Origin of the sequence: Cellulomonas denverensis (assembly GCF_012396125.1) — a bacterium.
Taxonomy (GTDB): Bacteria; Actinomycetota; Actinomycetes; order Actinomycetales; family Cellulomonadaceae; genus Cellulomonas; species Cellulomonas denverensis.
Map to the genome: position 1 here is coordinate 657925 of NZ_JAAXOX010000001.1, position 16115 is coordinate 674039.

Annotated in this window: 20 protein-coding genes; 5 read left to right on the forward strand and 15 right to left on the reverse strand. The window is 72.4% G+C overall.

Going from position 1 to position 16115, the window contains the following annotated elements; genetic code table 11:
• Nucleotides 1-870 (forward strand): 1,4-dihydroxy-2-naphthoate polyprenyltransferase, encoded by an 870-nt coding sequence (locus tag HGA03_RS02980; protein WP_168628692.1) that lies wholly within the window; start codon nucleotides 1-3, stop codon nucleotides 868-870.
• On the opposite strand, the gene HGA03_RS02985 is transcribed toward HGA03_RS02980, so the two are convergent.
• Nucleotides 834-1136 (reverse strand): DUF4229 domain-containing protein, encoded by a 303-nt coding sequence (locus HGA03_RS02985; RefSeq protein WP_168628693.1) that lies wholly within the window; start codon nucleotides 1134-1136, stop codon nucleotides 834-836. The genes HGA03_RS02980 and HGA03_RS02985 overlap by 37 nt on opposite strands.
• 71 nt (nucleotides 1137-1207) lie before the next feature.
• Between HGA03_RS02985 and HGA03_RS02990 the strand changes: the two genes are divergently transcribed.
• Entirely contained in the window at nucleotides 1208-1573 is a 366-nt protein-coding gene (locus HGA03_RS02990) for a PLD nuclease N-terminal domain-containing protein (RefSeq protein ID WP_168628694.1), read from the forward strand.
• A gap of 27 nt (nucleotides 1574-1600) precedes the next feature.
• On the opposite strand, the gene ccsB is transcribed toward HGA03_RS02990, so the two are convergent.
• The 6 genes from ccsB to HGA03_RS03020 are packed head-to-tail and all read right to left on the reverse strand — an operon-like array spanning nucleotide 1601 to nucleotide 6943.
• Nucleotides 1601-2656, reverse strand: a complete 1056-nt coding sequence (gene ccsB / locus HGA03_RS02995; protein WP_168628695.1) for a c-type cytochrome biogenesis protein CcsB — start codon at nucleotides 2654-2656, stop codon at nucleotides 1601-1603.
• A 22-nt stretch (nucleotides 2657-2678) separates the two neighbouring features.
• Nucleotides 2679-4373, reverse strand: a complete 1695-nt coding sequence (gene resB / locus HGA03_RS03000; RefSeq protein WP_239073576.1) for a cytochrome c biogenesis protein ResB — start codon at nucleotides 4371-4373, stop codon at nucleotides 2679-2681.
• Between the two features lies 1 nt (nucleotide 4374).
• Nucleotides 4375-5190 carry a cytochrome c biogenesis CcdA family protein gene (locus HGA03_RS03005; RefSeq protein WP_168628696.1) on the reverse strand — a complete coding sequence of 272 codons (816 nt, stop codon included), beginning with the start codon at nucleotides 5188-5190 and terminating at the stop codon, nucleotides 4375-4377.
• Nucleotides 5190-5783, reverse strand: coding sequence for a TlpA family protein disulfide reductase (locus tag HGA03_RS03010; protein ID WP_168628697.1), 594 nt, complete (start codon nucleotides 5781-5783; stop codon nucleotides 5190-5192). The genes HGA03_RS03005 and HGA03_RS03010 overlap by 1 nt, the downstream gene beginning before the upstream one ends.
• Complete coding sequence (locus tag HGA03_RS03015; RefSeq protein ID WP_168628698.1) at nucleotides 5780-6436, reverse strand: histidine phosphatase family protein; 657 nt, start codon at nucleotides 6434-6436, stop codon at nucleotides 5780-5782. Before HGA03_RS03015 ends, HGA03_RS03010 begins: the two co-directional genes overlap by 4 nt.
• 36 nt (nucleotides 6437-6472) lie before the next feature.
• Nucleotides 6473-6943, reverse strand: coding sequence for a MarR family winged helix-turn-helix transcriptional regulator (locus HGA03_RS03020; RefSeq protein WP_168628699.1), 471 nt, complete (start codon nucleotides 6941-6943; stop codon nucleotides 6473-6475).
• A gap of 113 nt (nucleotides 6944-7056) precedes the next feature.
• On the opposite strand from HGA03_RS03020, the gene HGA03_RS03025 reads away from it, so the two are divergent.
• The gene (locus HGA03_RS03025) at nucleotides 7057-7602 is read left to right on the forward strand and encodes a YceI family protein (RefSeq protein ID WP_168628700.1); all 546 of its coding nucleotides are present in this window, start codon (nucleotides 7057-7059) and stop codon (nucleotides 7600-7602) included.
• Between the two features lie 81 nt (nucleotides 7603-7683).
• On the opposite strand, the gene HGA03_RS03030 is transcribed toward HGA03_RS03025, so the two are convergent.
• Nucleotides 7684-8316 carry a redox-sensing transcriptional repressor Rex gene (locus tag HGA03_RS03030; protein ID WP_239073577.1) on the reverse strand — a complete coding sequence of 211 codons (633 nt, stop codon included), beginning with the start codon at nucleotides 8314-8316 and terminating at the stop codon, nucleotides 7684-7686.
• Between the two features lie 9 nt (nucleotides 8317-8325).
• On the reverse strand, nucleotides 8326-8598 hold the full coding sequence (locus HGA03_RS03035) for a glutaredoxin family protein (protein WP_239073578.1): 273 nt from the start codon (nucleotides 8596-8598) through the stop codon (nucleotides 8326-8328).
• A 95-nt stretch (nucleotides 8599-8693) separates the two neighbouring features.
• Between HGA03_RS03035 and HGA03_RS03040 the strand changes: the two genes are divergently transcribed.
• Entirely contained in the window at nucleotides 8694-9518 is an 825-nt protein-coding gene (locus HGA03_RS03040) for an HAD family hydrolase (RefSeq protein ID WP_168628907.1), read from the forward strand.
• A complete protein-coding gene (locus HGA03_RS03045; protein ID WP_168628702.1) occupies nucleotides 9515-10054 on the forward strand; it encodes a GNAT family N-acetyltransferase in 540 nt (179 codons plus the stop codon). The genes HGA03_RS03040 and HGA03_RS03045 overlap by 4 nt, the downstream gene beginning before the upstream one ends.
• Nucleotides 10055-10913: 859 nt before the next feature.
• Here HGA03_RS03045 and HGA03_RS03050 read toward each other — a convergent pair.
• From HGA03_RS03050 to HGA03_RS03075, 6 genes are all read right to left on the reverse strand, one after another.
• A complete protein-coding gene (locus HGA03_RS03050) occupies nucleotides 10914-11945 on the reverse strand; it encodes a LacI family DNA-binding transcriptional regulator (RefSeq protein ID WP_373307682.1) in 1032 nt (343 codons plus the stop codon).
• Nucleotides 11946-12006: 61 nt separating this feature from the next.
• Nucleotides 12007-12936 (reverse strand): carbohydrate ABC transporter permease, encoded by a 930-nt coding sequence (locus tag HGA03_RS03055; protein WP_239073579.1) that lies wholly within the window; start codon nucleotides 12934-12936, stop codon nucleotides 12007-12009.
• Nucleotides 12926-13882: a carbohydrate ABC transporter permease gene (locus HGA03_RS03060; protein WP_168628703.1), complete on the reverse strand. Its 957-nt coding sequence runs from the start codon at nucleotides 13880-13882 to the stop codon at nucleotides 12926-12928. Before HGA03_RS03060 ends, HGA03_RS03055 begins: the two co-directional genes overlap by 11 nt.
• 10 nt (nucleotides 13883-13892) lie before the next feature.
• Nucleotides 13893-15221 (reverse strand): extracellular solute-binding protein, encoded by a 1329-nt coding sequence (locus tag HGA03_RS03065; RefSeq protein ID WP_168628704.1) that lies wholly within the window; start codon nucleotides 15219-15221, stop codon nucleotides 13893-13895.
• A gap of 234 nt (nucleotides 15222-15455) precedes the next feature.
• A complete protein-coding gene (locus tag HGA03_RS03070; RefSeq protein ID WP_003792170.1) occupies nucleotides 15456-15554 on the reverse strand; it encodes a 30S ribosomal protein bS22 in 99 nt (32 codons plus the stop codon).
• A 206-nt stretch (nucleotides 15555-15760) separates the two neighbouring features.
• The gene (locus tag HGA03_RS03075) at nucleotides 15761-16009 is read right to left on the reverse strand and encodes a helix-turn-helix domain-containing protein (protein ID WP_168628705.1); all 249 of its coding nucleotides are present in this window, start codon (nucleotides 16007-16009) and stop codon (nucleotides 15761-15763) included.
• Nucleotides 16010-16115: the final 106 nt, after the last annotated feature.

Here is a 16115-nt window from a genome sequence, read left to right on the forward strand (position 1 = left end):
ATGGCCACCCTGTCCGAGTGGATCGCCGGGTCCCGGCCCCGCACGCTGCCCGCCGCGGCCGCACCCGTCCTGGTCGGCACCGGGGCCGCCGCGCAGATCGACTCGGCCCACCCCGGCCGGGCACTGCTCGCCGCCGGGGTCGCCCTCGCCCTCCAGGTCGGGGTCAACTTCGCCAACGACTACTCCGACGGCATCCGCGGCACCGACACCGAGCGGGTCGGGCCGATGCGGCTGACCGCCTCCGGTGCCGCCACCCCCCGGGCGGTCAAGGGCGCCGCCTTCGCGAGCTTCGGGGTAGCCGGGCTGTTCGGCCTGGGACTGGTGGCGCTGTCCGGGCAGTGGTGGCTGCTGGCGATCGGCGTGCTGTGCGTGCTGGCCGCCTGGTTCTACACCGGGGGCAAGCGGCCCTACGGCTACCTCGGGCTCGGCGAGGTCGGGGTGTTCGTGTTCTTCGGCCTGGTCGCCGTGCTCGGCACCACGTACACCCAGGCCGGCCGGATCACCTGGCCGTCCGTGGTCGGTGCGGTCGCGGTCGGCCTGATCGCCTGCGCGCTGCTGATGGTGAACAACCTGCGCGACGTGCCCACCGACGCCCTGGTCGGCAAGCGGACCCTGGCGGTGCGGCTCGGCGACCGGCGGGCGCGCTGGGCGTACACGCTGATGGTCACCCTGCCCGTGGTGCTCGGCCTGGTCTGCGCGCTGGCGAACCCGTGGGCGCTGATCGTGATGGTGCTCGCGCTGCCCGCCGTGCTGCTGTCGGTCACCGTGCTGCTCGGTGCGCGCGGCATCGCCCTGGTCCCGGTGCTGGCCGGCACCGGGATGTACGAGCTCGGCTACGGGGTGCTGTTGGGGTTGGGCCTGGCGCTCTGAGCCCGGTCGGCCTCCGCGTCCTCGGCGGCCGCGTCCTCGGTCGCCCGCCGGGACAGCTTCGGCCGGTCGCCGCGGCGCTCGGCCCGGGCCTGCATCCACAGCGCCGCACGGTCCCGCGGGCCGGACAGCACCAGGTAGGACAGCAGACCCGCCAGCAGCGCACCGCCGATCACGGCGAACAGCCAGCCCATCCCCGCGAAGGCGAGCGCCACCGTGCAGACCACGAACAGGGCCAAACGGAGCAGGGAGTAGATCACCACAGGCACCGGCTCAGCCTAACCGGGTCCTGCGCAGGATCACCCGGCCGTCCACACCACCGCCGTCTACCCTGGGGCGCATGGCCCGCGTCCTGCTGTTCCTGATCATCATCGCCCTCGCCGTCTATGCGGCCGTCGACGTGACGAACAGCGACCAGGACGACCGCCGCGGACTGCCCGCCGGCCTGTGGCTGGTGATCGTGGTGATCTTCCCGATCCTGGGCCCGGTGCTCTGGTTCGCGGTCAGCCGTTCGCAGCGCGCCGCCCGCGCCGGCGGCCCGGCCGGGACCGGTGGTGGCCCGGCGCCCTCCGGACCCGCCCGGCCCAAGCGCGGACCGATCGCACCGGACGACGACCCGGACTTCCTGTGGCGGTTGGAGCAGGAGCAGCGCCGGCGCCGGCGGGAGCAGGGCGAGACCGACCCGGACGGCCAGCGGCCGGAATGAGCCGGCCCGCTCCGGGGTCGGATCCAGTCAGATCCCGGAGTAGGAGTGCTTGCCGGTGACGAACAGGTTCACCACGGTGAAGTTCGCCAGCACCACGGCGTAACCGACGAAGACGAAGTACGCCGCCCGGCGACCGGCCCAGCCGCGGGTGGTGCGGGCGTGCAGGTACGCGGCGTAGATCACCCAGGCGACGAAGGTGCCGACCTCCTTGGGGTCCCAGCCCCAGTACCGGCCCCAGGCCTGCTCGGCCCAGATCGAGCCGCCGATCAGGGTGAGCGTCCACAGCACGAAGCCGATCGCGTTCAGCCGGAAGGACAGCGCCTCCAGCTGGCGGGCGGACGGCACGGTGCGCAGCCAGGCCCAGGCCGGTCCGGTGACCCGCCAGCGTGCCAGGCCACGGTTCTTGGCGACGTGCGAGCGGTCGTTCTCCCGGCCGTCCTGCAACAGCTGGAGCACCGAGGTGGCGAAGGCGACCGTGAACACCCCGGTGGCGGCGATGGCGACGCCGACGTGGATCACCAGCCAGTAGTTCTGCAGCGCGGGCTGCACCTCGTCCGCCTGCACGTAGAACGCGTTCAGGCCGAGCACCAGCGCCAGCACCGCGATCCCCATCACCACCACGCCGAGGAACGGGATCACCCGACGGCGCTGCACCAGCACCAGGACCACCGCGGCGACGAAGGTGCCGACCAGGGTGAACTCGTACATGTTGGCGGTGGGCCAGCGGCCGGCGGCCACCCCGCGCAGCACGATGCCGACGCCGAGCAGCAGCAGGCCGAGCCAGGAGGTGCTGCGGGCGATGCCGTTGGCGGCGCGGGACGGACCGACCACGTCGGTGACCGGTTGCTCCCCGGCCGGACCGCCGTCCTCGACCGGGACGACCAGCCCGCCGGAGCCGACCGCCTCCCGGACCGCCGACTGCTCCGCCTTCGCGGCGGCCACCTTGCGGGCCCGCTCGGCGCGGTGCTCGGCGGTCGCGGCGTCGGCCACCCGGGCCAGCGCCACGGCGTACGCGATCAGCGCGATGGTGAACGCCGTCGCGGCACCCCAGACGAACAGCGTGCTGATGTCGCCGATTGCCATGTCCTGCCGTCCTCGTCCGGGCTCAGCCCGCGCGTCGTTCCCCGGTGCTGCCGAGCAGCCGGTCCATCGCCCGGTCCAGCTCTGCCTGCAGCCCCACGTCGTCGCCGCGCGCCAGTGCCGCGGCCGTCACCACTGTACGGCCATCGCCGGGACCTTCGTCCTGGGAAACCGTGGGTGCTTGATCACGTCCGGCCGGGCGTAGCCGGAGCCAGATCCGCCGCCGGGGCACGAACAGCGAGGCCGCCAGCCCGGCGAACGCCAGCAGGGCGAACACCAGCACCCAGGTCAGCGAGGGGTCGTGCCGCAGGTCCAGCGCCACGAACCGGGGCAGCGACTCGAAGGTGATCGTGCCCAGCCCGTCCGGCAGGTCGACCGTCTCCCCCGGGCGCAGGTAGAGGGTGAGGGCACTGCCGTCCTCCTGGGTGACCTGGGTCAGCCCGGTCTCGTCCAGCTGGTACACGTTCTGCGGGATGCCGTCGTCCAGGCCGAGGTCACCGGTCCAGACCGCCAGCGCCAGCAGCGGGTCGTTCGGCTGCGGGTAGGTAGAGCGGTAGACGCCCGCGCCGATCTCCTGCGCGGTGGGCAGCAACACGCCCTGCAGGCCGATCTGCGGGCCGGAGGTGACGTCGGGGACCTTGATCACGCCCTGCGAGGTGTACACGGTGTCCTGCGGCAGGAACGGCACCGCCCCGGAGAAGGTCACCTCCCCGTCGGCGTCGCGCACGGTCACCTGGGGGGCGTAGCCGTTGCCCTGCAGGTAGACCTTCGCGCCGCCGGTCTCCAACGGGTGATTGACCTTGATCGTCTCGGCCCGCGGCTCCTGGCCCGGCTCGGTCAGGGTGACGTGGGCGGTGAAGTCCCGGGACTGCAGGGTGTCCGGGTCGAACCGGCTTTCGAAGGAGTCGAGCCGCAGGCTGAACGGGGACAGCGAGCCCGGGTCGAAGGCGGTGCCGGACTCGAAGGTGTCGTAGTCGCTCTGGGTGTTGGCGAACGCCCGGCCCTCGACGATGATCGCCTGCCCGCGGTAGTGCAGCAGCTGCCCGGCGGCCACCGCGATCAGCAGGCCGACCAGCGCCAGGTGGAACACCAGATTGCCGGTCTCGCGCAGGTACCCGCGCTCGGCGGCGACGCTCCACACGCCCTGGCCCTCGTCCTTGACGTCGACCCGGAACCGCCGGCCGGCGCCCAGCACGGCGGCGGCGCGGCGGGCCACCTGCTCGGGGCTGCCGTCCAGCTCGCCCTCGGCCTTGGCCGGGAACCGGTCGAACCGGCGCGGGGCCCGGGGCGGACGACCGCGCATCGCCCGCCAGTGCGTCCGGGACCGGGGCAGGATGCAGCCGACCAGGGAGATGAACAGCAGCAGGTAGATCGCGGAGAACCAGACCGACGAGTACACGTCGAAGAACTGCAACCGGTCCAGGATCGGGCCGAGCGTCGGGTGGTCGGCCAGGTAGGTGGCGACCTTGTCCGCGTCCTGCGCGCGCTGCGGCCACACCGTGCCGGGCACCGCGGCGACCGCCAGCAGCATGAGCAGCAACAGCGCCACCCGCATGCTGGTCAGCTGCCGCCAGATCCAGCGCAGCCAGCCGGTCACGCCCAGCGTAGGCAGCACCGGCGGGGTGGGGGCGCCGCCGGGTTCGGTGAACGCGTCCTCCAGACCCTCCGGCCGGTAGGTCGGCCGCTCGGCCATCGCATGCTCCTCGGTGTCGCGGGTCATCTCAGACCGCCGGGACGAACGGCTGGGAGTCGGTCAGCAGGCCCTGCAGCCAGGTCGCGAGGTGGCCCCACACCCCGGTGACCATCGCCAGGCCGAGCACGATCAGCAGCCCGCCGCCGATCCGCATCACGGTCAGCCGGTGCCGGCCCAGCCAGTCCAACACCCGGCGGCTGCGCTGCACGCCGAGCGAGACCAGCACGAACGGCACCCCGAGGCCGACGCAGAACGCCAGCGCCAACAGCGCACCCCGGCCGGCCGAGCCGCCGTCCAGCGACATCGCCAGGATCGCCGCCAGGGTCGGGCCGATGCACGGCGTCCAGCCGATGCCGAAGGTGATGCCGAGCACCGGCGCCCCCCACAGCCCGGCACGCGGGGCGATCAGCCGGCGCCGGTCCTGCTGCCAGAACGGCAACAGCCCGCAGAACGCCAGGCCCATCACGATGGTCACCGCGCCCAGCACCCGGGTGACCGGGTCCTGCCACTGCAGCAGCAACCGGCCGAGCGATCCGGCCAGCGATCCGTAGGCCAGGAAGACCGCGGTGAACCCGGCGACGAACAGCAGCACCCCGGCGACCAGCCGGCCGCGCGCGGGCGCCTGGGTCGCGACCCCGAGCCGGCCGGGCTGGGCGGGCAGCGTGCCGCTGGGCGCGACCGCCGCGGACATCCCGCCGAGGTAGCCCAGGTAGCCCGGCACCAGCGGCAGCACACACGGCGAGGCGAAGGACACCAGCCCGGCCAGCACGGCCACCGGGACCGCGATCAGCAGCGAGCCGGTGGCGGCGGTCTGGGCGAAGCTGTCGCCGACCGACCCGAACATCAGGCCGGGTCCTCGGCCAGGGCCTCCTCGACCAGGGCGCGCAGGGTGGAGCCCTCCGCCATCCCGACGATCCGGGCGAAGACCTTGCCCTCGCGGTCCAGCACCACGGTGGTGGGGGTGGCCTGGATCGGCACCACGCCCTGCAGTGCGGCGATCGCACCCTTGTCCCGGTCGTCGATGCTCGGGTACGGCACGTCGAAGGTGCGCTGGAAGGACTCGGCGGCGCCGGCGTCGTCCACGCCGTTGATCCCGAGGACGTGCAGCCCCTGGTCGGCGTACTCGCTGGCGAGCTCCACCAGGTCCGGGGCCTCCTCCCGGCAGGGCGGGCAGGCGGCGTACCAGGTGTTCAGCACCACCACGTCGCCGAGCCAGTCGGCGGTGTCCTGTGCGGTGCCGGCGTAGTCGGTGCCGGCGACCGTGACCGGCCCCTGGCGCTCACCGGCCGGCCAGGAGGTGAAGGAGCCGTCCTGCGACTGGTACCCGGCGTCGGTCGAGGCGCTGCCGGAGGGCGAGCTGCTGCCGCAGGCGGTCAGGGCGAGCATCCCGGCGGCGAGGAGGGCGGCGGCCACCCGGCGGCTGATCCGGGAGGTCATGCCCCTGCCACCGCCGAGGCCCCGGGCAGCAGGTCGGCGGCGGGTTCGCTGTAGCCGATCCCGACCAGCCGGTCGTCGTCGTAGGTGATGCTGGTCAGGGAGGCCAGCGAGCACTGCCGTCGCCGCGGGTCGTGCCACAGGTGCCGGTCCTCCAGGGCGAGCCGGGTGATCCACACCGGCAGCTGGTGGCTGACCAGCACGGCCTCGTGCCCGCGGGCCTCGTCCCGGGCCTGCTCGACCACGGCGACCATCCGGGCGACCTGCTCGGTGTAGGGCTCACCCCAGGACGGCCGGAACGGGTTGATCAGCTTCGGCCAGTGCCGCGGGTGGCGCAGCGAGCCGTCGCCGACGCCGAAGGTCAGCCCCTCGAAGTGGTTCCCGGCCTCGATCAGCCGCTCGTCGGTCCGGATGTCCAGGCCCAGCGCGGCGGCGATCGGCGCGGCAGTCTCCTGCGCGCGCTGCAACGGGGAGGCGTAGAGCACGGTCACGTCCCGGCGCGGCCCACCGGCCTGCCCCGCCAGGTGTGCGGCCACCCGCTCCGCCATCGCGACCCCGCGCTCGGACAGGTGGTAGCCGGGCAGCCGGCCGTAGAGCAGGCCCTGAGGATTGTGCACTTCGCCGTGCCGCATCAGGTGGACGGTGGTGGTGACCATGGCGTCAGTCTCGCAAACGACTCTGGGTGCTCGTGCTCAGTCCTGCACCGGAGCGTGCTGCAACGCGGCGCCCACGGTGGCCATCGCCTCGCCGAGCGCCCGCATCTGCTCCGGGGTGAGCACGTCCACCAGCCGCTCGCGCACCGAGGTGACATGGGAGGGGGCGGCACGAACCAGCTGCTGGTAGCCGGTCTCGGTCATGGTGCAGTTCACCCCGCGGGCGTCCTGCAGGCAGGGGGTGCGCTCCACCAGCCCGGCGCTCTCCATCCGGCGGATGGTGTGGGTCAGGCGGCTGCGGGAGTGAGCGAGCTCACCGGCCAGCTCGGACATCCGCAGCGTGCGCTCCGGCGCCTCGGACAGCCTGACCAGCACCTCGTACTCGCCCAGCGACAGCCCGGTGTCCCGTTCGAGGTCGTGGGCGAGCACGTCGAGCAGTCGTGCAGTCCCGTCGCGGTAGGCCCGCCACCAGTGCTGTTCCTCATCGCTGAGCCATCGCACGTCGTCCACCGGTGCTCCCTTCTGGCGACCCGCATCGTCGCACCTCTTGCATCCTGCGCCCCACTGTAGTAGAAATCTCAACTATCAGCGATTGACGCTTCAACTATCGAGGGATGGACCCCATGACTGCTCTGCCCACCGGCCTGGTCGCCGGCACCTGGAACATCGACCCGTCGCACACCGAGGCGTCCTTCACCGTGCGCCACGCCGGCATCTCCAAGGTGCGCGGCACCGTCGCCGTGACCGGCGGCACCCTCACCGTCAACGACGAGCTGGAGCTCTCCGCCGTCACCGCCACCCTGGACCCGTCCACCATCACCACCGGTGACGCCGGCCGCGACGGCCACCTCAAGAGCGGCGACTTCTTCGACGTGGAGAAGTTCGGCGAGTGGACCTTCACCTCCACCGGCGTCAAGGCCGAGGGCGACGACTACATCGTCAGCGGCGACCTGACCATCCACGGCGTGACCCGCAACGTGAACCTGGCCGTCGAGTTCGGCGGCGCCGCCACCGACCCGTTCGGCAACCAGCGCGCCGGCTTCTCCGCCACCCTGCCGATCTCCCGCAAGGACTTCGACCTGACCTGGAACGCCGCGCTCGAGACCGGCGGCGTGCTGGTCAGCGACAAGGTCAACATCGCGCTCGAGGTCTCCGCCATCAAGGCCTGACACCCCGCGCACCCCACGGACCCACGAGGGCCCGGCCACGCATCCCCCTGCCGTGGCCGGGCCCTCGTGCCGTGTCCGGGCTCAGTTCTCCGCGCTCAACCGCCGCGCGTGGAAGGCCACGATCTGCAGCTCCGACCCCAGGTCCACCTCGCGCACCTCGACGTCGTCCGGCACCCGGACCGTGCGCGGGGCGAAGTTGAGGATGCCGGAGACACCGGCGGCGACCAGCCGGTCGGCGGTCTGCTGGGCGGCGGAGGCCGGGGTGGTGAGGATCGCGATCGTGGCCGCGCCCTCGGCGACCACCTGTTCCAGCTCGCTCGCGTGCCGGACCACGTGGCCGGCGACGGTGGTGCCGACCACCGCGGGGTCGGTGTCGACCAGTCCGACCAGCTCGAAGCTGCGATCGGCGAAGCCGGAGTAGGTGGCCAGCGCGTGGCCGAGGTTACCGATCCCGACGATCACCAGGCGGCGCTCCTCGGTCATGCCGAGCACCTGGGCGATCTGGCGGCGCAGCCCGTCGACCTCGTAGCCGACACCGCGGCGACCGCCGGCGCCCAGGTAGGACAGGTCCTTGCGCAGCTGGGCCGGCGACACCCCCACCAGATCGGCGAGCTGGTCGGAGGACACGGTGTGTGCGCCCTCCGACGCGAGGCCGCCCAGCGAACGCAGGTATCCCGGCAGTCGGGCGACGGTGGTGGACGGCAGCGGGCGCACGGTCACAGGTTAGGGCGTGATCGGGCGATTCAGTGCCCCGACGAGCAGATCCGCATCGATGTACCAATAACCTGCACGCCGCCCGTCGACCTCCAGCACCGGCACCAGCTCACCGTAGGCACGCGCGGCCGGCCGCCCGTCACCGGTGTGCACGCCCGGTTGGTCGACGTCCAGTTCCAGCCAGTCGTCGCCGCAGATCTCCTGGACCGCCTCCCGGGCGGCCCGGCACAGGTGGCAGTCCGGACGGGTGTAGAGCACGACGCGAGAGTTCTGGATGGCCACAGGACGAGCGTAGACGGCTTGGTTACAGTGGCCGGGTGCCCGATCCCACCGAGAGCCCCGACGGCGGCCGCCCGCAGCCGGCGGACAGCGGCCGGGTGGTGGGCGAGGTGGTCGCGGAGACCGCCGATCCGCCGGTGGCCTCCGCCGTGGCGGCCTTCTTCGACGTGGACAACACGATCATCCGCGGCGCCAGCGCCTTCCACCTGGGGGTCGGGCTGTACCGCCGCGGGTTCTTCCGCACCGGGGACATCATCCGGTTCGGCCTGCACCAGGCGCGCTACCTGATGTTCGGGGAGAGCAAGCAGCAGATCAGCGAGGTCCGGGACCGGGCGCTGAGCATCATGCGCGGCCGGTCGGTGGCCGAGGTGCTGACCCTGGCCGAGGACGTCTACGACGAGGTGCTGTCGCTGCGGATCTTCCCCGGCACCCAGCGACTGCTCGACCAGCACCTGCGCGCCGGGCACCAGGTCTGGCTGGTCACGGCCACCCCGGTGGAGATCGGCGACCTGATCGCCCGCCGGCTCGGGGCGAACGGGGCACTGGGCACGATCGCCGAGCACACCGACGGGTTCTACACCGGACGCCTGGTCGGCGACATGATGCACGGCCAGGCCAAGGCCGAGGGCGTACGAACCCTGGCGGAAAAGAACGGGTTGGACCTGAGCCAGTCCTTCGCCTACGGCGACTCCGCTAACGACGTGCCGCTGCTGTCCGAGGTCGGCTTCCCGTGCGCGATCAACCCGGACGGGCGGCTGCGGCGGCACGCGGCGGAGGTCGGCTGGCCGATGCGCGAGTTCCGCAACCGCCGGGCCCGCACCCGGCGCGGGGTGGATGCCGCCACCGCCGCCGGGTCGATCTGGGCGCTGGCGCTCGTCGCCCGCGCGGTGCAGCGGCAACTGCGCTCCCGGTGGGGGCGATGACCGGCACCGCCCTGCTCCGTCCGGCCCACCCGGCGGACGCCGCGGCACTGGCCGAGCTGGCCGCCGTTACCTTCCCGCTCGCTTGCCCGCCGGACATGCCGGCCGCGGACCAGCAGGCGTTCATCGCCGGGAACCTCACCGCCGGCCACTTCACCCGGCACCTGGCCACCCCGGGCCACCTGGTGCTGGTCGCCGAGGACGCGGGCGCGCTGGTCGGGTACACGCTGACCCTGGTCGGCGAGCCGCTGGACGCCGAACTCGCGGCGGTGCTGGCCGACCCGGACCACACCGCGTACCTGTCCAAGTGCTACCTGCTGCCCGCCGCGCAGGGCAGCGGACTGGCCGGGCGGCTGATGACCGCCACCCTGGACGCCGCCCGGGAGGCCGGGGCCACGGCGGTGGTGCTGGGCGTCAACGGCCGCAACGGCCGGGCGCAGGCTTTCTACCGCCGGGCCGGCTTCGCGGTGGCGGGCGAGCGCCGGTTCGTGGTCGGGGAGCGCACCGAGCACGACCTGGTTCTGTCCCGGGCGCTGTAGCGCCGCTCGCGCCGCGCCAGCCCTGGGCGCTCTGCCCTTGCTCCGCACCCCCGCCTCGCGCCCCCTGCCCCCTGCCGCCGCATCCCCGCCTCGCGCGCCCCGCCCGTGTGCCACCGAGAGTGCACGAATGCACGCCTCCGGGGCCGGGAAGGCTGCATTCGTGCACTCTCGCGGCCCCCGCTCTGCCCCCGCACCCGCTTCGCGCCCGCGCTCCGCCCTCGCCCGCTCCCCGCACCCCCGCCTCGCGCACCCCCGCCTGGCCGGTGCGCCATCGAGAGTGCACAAACGCACGCCTCCGAGGCCGGGAGGACTGCATTCGTGCACTCTCGGCGCCCGCGCCGCCCCCGCGCCCCCGCCCCGCACCTCACTTCGCGCGCACCGTGCCCGGCCCGTGCGCCACCGAGAGTGCACAAACGCACGCCTCCTGGGCCGGGAGAGCTGTATTCGTGCACTCTCGGCGCGCGCGCTGACCCCCGCACCTCCCTCGCGCTCGCACTCCGCCCTCGCCCCGCACGCACGGCGCCCGGCCCGTGCGCAGCCGAGAGTGCACGAATGCACGTCTCCGAGGCCGGGAGAGCTGCATTCGTGCACTTTCGGCGGGCGCTCTGATCTCCGCACCCCCCTCGCCCCTGCACCCTCGCCCGCCCGCACCCGCACCGGCTCGCGTGCCACCGAGAGTGCACGAATGCACGCCTCCGAGGCCGGGAGAGCTGCATTCGTGCACTCTCGGCGCGCGGGGGGTCGGCTAGGGCGACCTGGGGGTCAGCCCGCAGGGCGGCGCGCGCGGAGGTCCGCGCGCAGGCGGCGCGCCCGGGGGTCAGGCTGCGGGGGCGCGGGGGTCGGGCGGCGTGCGCGGGGGTCAGGCGCCGGTGGACTGGCGGGTGACGATCGAGAAGTCGGTGACCATCTGGCGGGCGGCGTCGGGGGCGGTGCCGTCGATGCGCTCGCGGAGGTAGGCGACCGCGGTGCGGGCGATCTGTTCGAGCCCGGGGGCGACCGAGGTCAGGGTCGGCGCGGAGTAGGCGGCCTCCTCGATGTCGTCGAAGCCGATCACCGCGACATCCTCCGGGACCCGCAGCCCGCGCAGCCGCAGGGCGTGCATCGCACCCAGCGCCACCGCGTCGTTCAGCCCGAACACCGCGTCGATCTCCACCCCCAGGTCCAGCAGGGCGGTCATCGCGGCGTCGCCGGTGGAGCGGTGCCAGGCGCCGGCCTCGGCGACCAGGCGCTCGTCGACCGGGATGCCCGCGGCCGCCATCGCGTCCCGGTATCCGCGCACCCGGAGTGCGGCGGTGCCGACCCGCTCGCCCGGGTGGGCGCCGATCACCGCGATCCGGCGCCGGCCCCGCGCGATCAGGTGCTCGGTCGCGGCGCGGGCGGCGGCGACGTTGTCCATCGTGACGTGGTCGGCCGGCCCGCCGAACACCCGCTCGCCGAGCAGCACCAGCGGGAAGTCCACCGCGAACAGGTCGACGTCCTCCTGGCCGAGCGCCAGCGGGGAGAAGATCAGGCCGTCGGTCAGGTGCCGCATCCGCGAGCCCAGCGCCTCGATCTCCCGGGCCCGGTTGGCGTTGGTCTGCTCGATCAGCACCAGGGTGCCGGTCTCCTCGGCCACCCGGATGATCGTCTCGGCCAGCTCGGCGAAGTACGGCAGGCTCAGCTCCGGCACCGCCAGGCCGATCATCCCGGTCCGGCCCTGGCGCAGGCTGCGGGCGGTGATGTTCACCCGGTAGCCGAGCTGGTCGATCGCCTCCTCCACCCGCTGCTTGGTGCCGGGACGGATGTGCGGATAGCCGTTGATCACGTTGGACACGGTCTTGACCGAGACCCCGGCCACCAGCGCGACATCGTGCATGGTGGCCCCGCTCGACCGCCGGGCTGCGCTCACCATGACCTCCTCACGCCGGGTGACCCCGTGGTTCTAGCACACGGCACGGGGTCACCCGCGTCACTCAGCGCCCACCCAGCCCGGTCGTGGCGACCGCCTTGACGATCTGCCGCTGGAACAGCATGAACAGGATGATCAGCGGTGCGGCGGCGATCATCGCCGAGGCCATCGTCTGGGCGTAGATCGTGCCGTAGGCGTTCTTCACCGTGGACAGACCGACCGGCAGGGTCATCAGGTCCGGGTTGTTGGTGACGATGAACGGCCACAGGAAGTTGTTCCACGCCCCGATGAACACGAAGATGCCCACCGCGGACACGATCGGCCGGGAGATCGGCAGCACGATCGACCAGAACGTCCGCCAGTGCCCGGCGCCGTCCACCCGGGCCGCGTCCTCCAGCTCCTGCGGGATCTCGGAGAAGAACTTGGCGAAGATGTAGACCATCACCGGGGCGACCAGCTGGGGCAGGATCACGCCCCAGTAGGTGTCGACGGCGTTGATCGCCTGCATCTGGCGGAACAGCGGCACGATCAGGATCTGGCCCGGGATGGCGATCAGGGCGATCGTCCCGGCGAACAGCAGTCGCCGGCCGCGGAACCGGGTGCGGGAGAAGCCGTAACCGGCCAGCGCGCACAGCGCCACGGTCAGGATGGTGACCGCCCCCGCGATCAGCAGGGTGTTGCCCATCCAGCGCATCACCTCGCCGCGGGAGAACACGGTGGCGTAGTTCTCCAGCGTGAAGCCGCCGTCCGGGATCCACTGCAACGGCGTCGACTGCGCCTGGGCCTCGGTCTTGAAGCTGGTGCTGATCGCCCACAGCATCGGCAGCAGCCAGCTGGCCGCCATCACCACCAGGATCACCACGGCGAGCACGGTGGCGACCTTGGAGCGGCCGAGCACCAGCGCCCGGGTGCGCCGGTTGTCGTCCCGGCGCTCGGTCCAGGCCCGGCGTGCGCGCTGTCCCGGGCTGAGCGGACTCAGGGTCTCAACGGCCACGGCCGGCCTCCCGACGACGGGTGGTGAACGCCTGGAAGACCACGGTCACCACGATGATGAGGGCGAAGAAGATGTACGACATCGCCGAGGCGTAGCCCATCCGGTAGCCGGTGAAGCCGGTGTCGTAGATGTACTGCAGGATCGGCCGGGTCACGCCGCCCGGTCCGGAGCCGCCGTTGAAGGCGATGAACATCTGGTCGAAGACCTTCAGCGAGGCCAGCAGCTGCAGCACGGTGATCAGCACGGTGGTGCCCTTGAGCTGCGGCAGCGTGATCGAGAACAGCCGCCGCCACGACCCGGCCCCGTCCAGGGCGGCCGCCTCGTACATCTGGTCCGGGATCGCCTGCAGCGCCGACAGATACAGCAGGAAGTTGAAGCCGACCGTCCACCACAGGGTGAGCAGCACCATCGACCACATCGCCACGTTGGTGTCGGTCAGCCAGCCGACCTTGTCCAGCCCGAACCGGTCCAGCCAGTAGTTCAGGAAGCCGATCTCCGGCTGGAACAGCCAGACCCAGATCTGCACCACGACCGCCACCGGCAACATGTACGGCGCGAAGAACGCGAGCCGCCACAGCCACTGCCCGGGCAGTCCGGTGTAGACCAGCAGTGCCATCACCAGGGCGACCAGCACCAGCGGCACGGTGCTCATCACGGTGAAGGCGATGGTGTGGCCGAGGGTGGCCCACATGGTGCTGTCGCTCAGCGCCTCGGCGTAGTTGTCCAGGCCCACCCAGCCGCCGTTGCCCATCAGCGACTGCTCGGTGAAGCTCAGCCCGAGGCCGTACAGGGTGGGCACGATCAGGAACAGGGTGGCGATCACCAGGAACGGCACCACGAACGGCCAGCCCCGGCCCTCGCGGCCACGACGCTGCTTGGCCGAACGAGGTGCGGTGGTCACGGCCGGGCCACTGGCGACGGGTGCGGGATCGATCTGCGTGGTCATCACGGTCTCCTCACGCCGGCGGCTTGGTCTGGAGGGCGGTGTTCAGCCGGTCGATCAGGCCGTCCACCGCCGACTCGGGCGATCCCTTGTCCAGCCACGCGGTCTGCAGCACCTCGCCGACCCGGGCCTGGAAGTCGGACCCGGACCCGGTGAACCAGGCCTGCGGGTCGAAGATGGCCTCCTCGCTCGCCTGCGCGTAGTGCGCCTGCGGCTCCAGGGCCCGGTACTCCGCGGACTCGGTGACCGCGCGGTTGGCCGGGATGTGGCCGCCCTGGCTCCACAGCAGCGACTTGTTCAGCATCGCGGCGACCGTGCGGTAGGCGGCCTCCCGGCGGGCGGGGTCGGCGTTCACCTGGTGCGGCAGCACGAAGCAGTGCGAGTCGCCGTAGGTGCCGGGGCTGCCGAACAGGGTCGGCATCGGCATCGCGTCCACGTCCACCCCGGCGTTCTGGAAGGTCGGCAGCTCCCAGTTCCCGTTGAAGCACATCCCGACCCGGCCGGTACTGAACGAGGCGACCGCGGCGTTGTAGTCGCTGTTCGCGATCGCCACGGTGTCGTCCAGCATCGACTGCACGTAGCTGACCACCTCGATCAGCTTGTCCCGGTCGAGCTGCGCGTCCTGGCCTGGGGTGAGCGTGACCTCGCCGCCGGTCTGGCCGTACAGGCCCCACAGCATCCGGGACATCTGGGCGCCGTCGCCGGTGTAGCCGTAGCCGATCCCGGCGTAGCCGGTGACGTCGGCCATCGCGCGACCGGCTTCCAGGAAGCCCTCCGGCGAGTCGATGCCGGTCAGCTTGCCGTCGGTGCCGAGGATCCCGGCCTGGTCGGCCAGCCCCCGGTCGAAGAACAGCAGGAAGGCGTGGAAGTCGAGTGGCACCGCCCAGAGCTGCCCGTCGATGGTGGCCCGGTCCCAGAGCGCCGGCGGGAAGGACTCCTTGGCCACCCCGTGTTCGGCGAGCAGGTCCAGGTCCCACGGGTCGAGCACCCCGCCCGGCACCCAGCCCGCCACCCGGGTCAGGTGCATCACCGCCAGGTCGGGCGACCGGCCGCCGACCGAGGCCATGATCAACTTCGTGTAGTACGGCGCCCCCCAGGTCAGGACCACCGGATCGATGGCCAGCTGGGGGTCCTCGTTCTGCACCTCGGAGAGCATCTGCTGGAAGATGCCCCCGTCACCGCCGGTGAACAGGTGCCACATCTGAATCCGGGTCGCCCCGGACGCGGCGGCCGATCCGCCACATCCGCTGAGCGCCCACGAGCCGGCCAGTGCGCCGGCTCCGAGCATCGCGCCGCGGAGCAGTCCCCGCCTGCTGATGCCCTGACCGTCCGGTGAGATCACCGTCGACCTCCTCCACCCCGGGCTGGCGCACCGAAGCGCCTGGCTCTTCAACGTTGAAGAGCCGCCGAGGTGAGTGAATCAGCGGCCGGCGATCTGCGTCAAGAGGTACGAATAGTCCGACTACATCGTTGGAGACTGCGCACCCATCCGGCCCCGGACGCACGAAGGCGCCCGCACCGACCGGAGTCGGCGGGGCGCCCCTCGTCCCGCACCGCCCTCAGCGGGCGGCGGCGGTCACTTCTTGTTGCGGCGCTGGTGGCGCGTCTTGCGCAGCAGCTTGCGGTGCTTCTTCTTCGCCATGCGCTTGCGGCGCTTCTTGATGACGGAGCCCATGGGTCCTCACTCGCTTCCGGTGGCGAGCGCGTCAGGCGTCCGCCGGTTGTGGTCGATCGACGCGCAGCGCGTCCCCCGTGAGCCACGGCCGGAGGTCATGGCCTCCGGTCGCGAACCCTCGCGGGACCCCCACGCACGGGAAAGTCCGCCCCCACCTTAGTCGATCCGGCGCAGTGGCCGCGCCACGGCCGGGCTCAGGGCGGGATTCAGGACGACATCCGGCGCGAACCCGTCGCACCGGCGCCACCGTCCTCCTCGGCCTGGTCGACGTCGAACTGCGCGGTGGCCAGGTACTGGTCGAGCGCGTCCTGCGGGACCCGGAACGAGCGGCCGACCCGCACGGCGGGCATCTCACCCGAGTGCAGCAGCCGGTACACGGTCATCTTCGACACCCGCATGGCCTCCGCGACCTCGGCCACGGTGAGGAACCGGACCCGCCGGGGTTGCTCGCTCATCTGGCCGCTCTTTCGTCGTCGCACCACCGGTGCGTGGGTGTCGGGAACGACCTGCTCCGGCCGTTCGGCGCAACTGTAGTGGGAGGTGAGGCTCCTGTGAAAGGTG

What these genes read in the sequence shown, in the direction of transcription:
- HGA03_RS02980 (WP_168628692.1), top strand. Translation starts at nt 1, where the DNA reads ATGGCCACCCTGTCCGAGTGGATCGCCGGGTCCCGGCCCCGCACGCTG.
- HGA03_RS02990 (WP_168628694.1), top strand. Translation starts at nt 1,208, where the DNA reads ATGGCCCGCGTCCTGCTGTTCCTGATCATCATCGCCCTCGCCGTCTAT.
- ccsB (WP_168628695.1), bottom strand. Translation starts at nt 2,656, where the DNA reads ATGGCAATCGGCGACATCAGCACGCTGTTCGTCTGGGGTGCCGCGACG.
- resB (WP_239073576.1), bottom strand. Translation starts at nt 4,373, where the DNA reads ATGACCCGCGACACCGAGGAGCATGCGATGGCCGAGCGGCCGACCTAC.
- HGA03_RS03005 (WP_168628696.1), bottom strand. Translation starts at nt 5,190, where the DNA reads ATGTTCGGGTCGGTCGGCGACAGCTTCGCCCAGACCGCCGCCACCGGC.
- HGA03_RS03010 (WP_168628697.1), bottom strand. Translation starts at nt 5,783, where the DNA reads ATGACCTCCCGGATCAGCCGCCGGGTGGCCGCCGCCCTCCTCGCCGCC.
- HGA03_RS03015 (WP_168628698.1), bottom strand. Translation starts at nt 6,436, where the DNA reads ATGGTCACCACCACCGTCCACCTGATGCGGCACGGCGAAGTGCACAAT.
- HGA03_RS03025 (WP_168628700.1), top strand. Translation starts at nt 7,057, where the DNA reads ATGACTGCTCTGCCCACCGGCCTGGTCGCCGGCACCTGGAACATCGAC.
- HGA03_RS03045 (WP_168628702.1), top strand. Translation starts at nt 9,515, where the DNA reads ATGACCGGCACCGCCCTGCTCCGTCCGGCCCACCCGGCGGACGCCGCG.
- HGA03_RS03050 (WP_373307682.1), bottom strand. Translation starts at nt 11,945, where the DNA reads ATGGTGAGCGCAGCCCGGCGGTCGAGCGGGGCCACCATGCACGATGTC.
- HGA03_RS03060 (WP_168628703.1), bottom strand. Translation starts at nt 13,882, where the DNA reads ATGACCACGCAGATCGATCCCGCACCCGTCGCCAGTGGCCCGGCCGTG.
- HGA03_RS03070 (WP_003792170.1), bottom strand. Translation starts at nt 15,554, where the DNA reads ATGGGCTCCGTCATCAAGAAGCGCCGCAAGCGCATGGCGAAGAAGAAG.
- HGA03_RS03075 (WP_168628705.1), bottom strand. Translation starts at nt 16,009, where the DNA reads ATGAGCGAGCAACCCCGGCGGGTCCGGTTCCTCACCGTGGCCGAGGTC.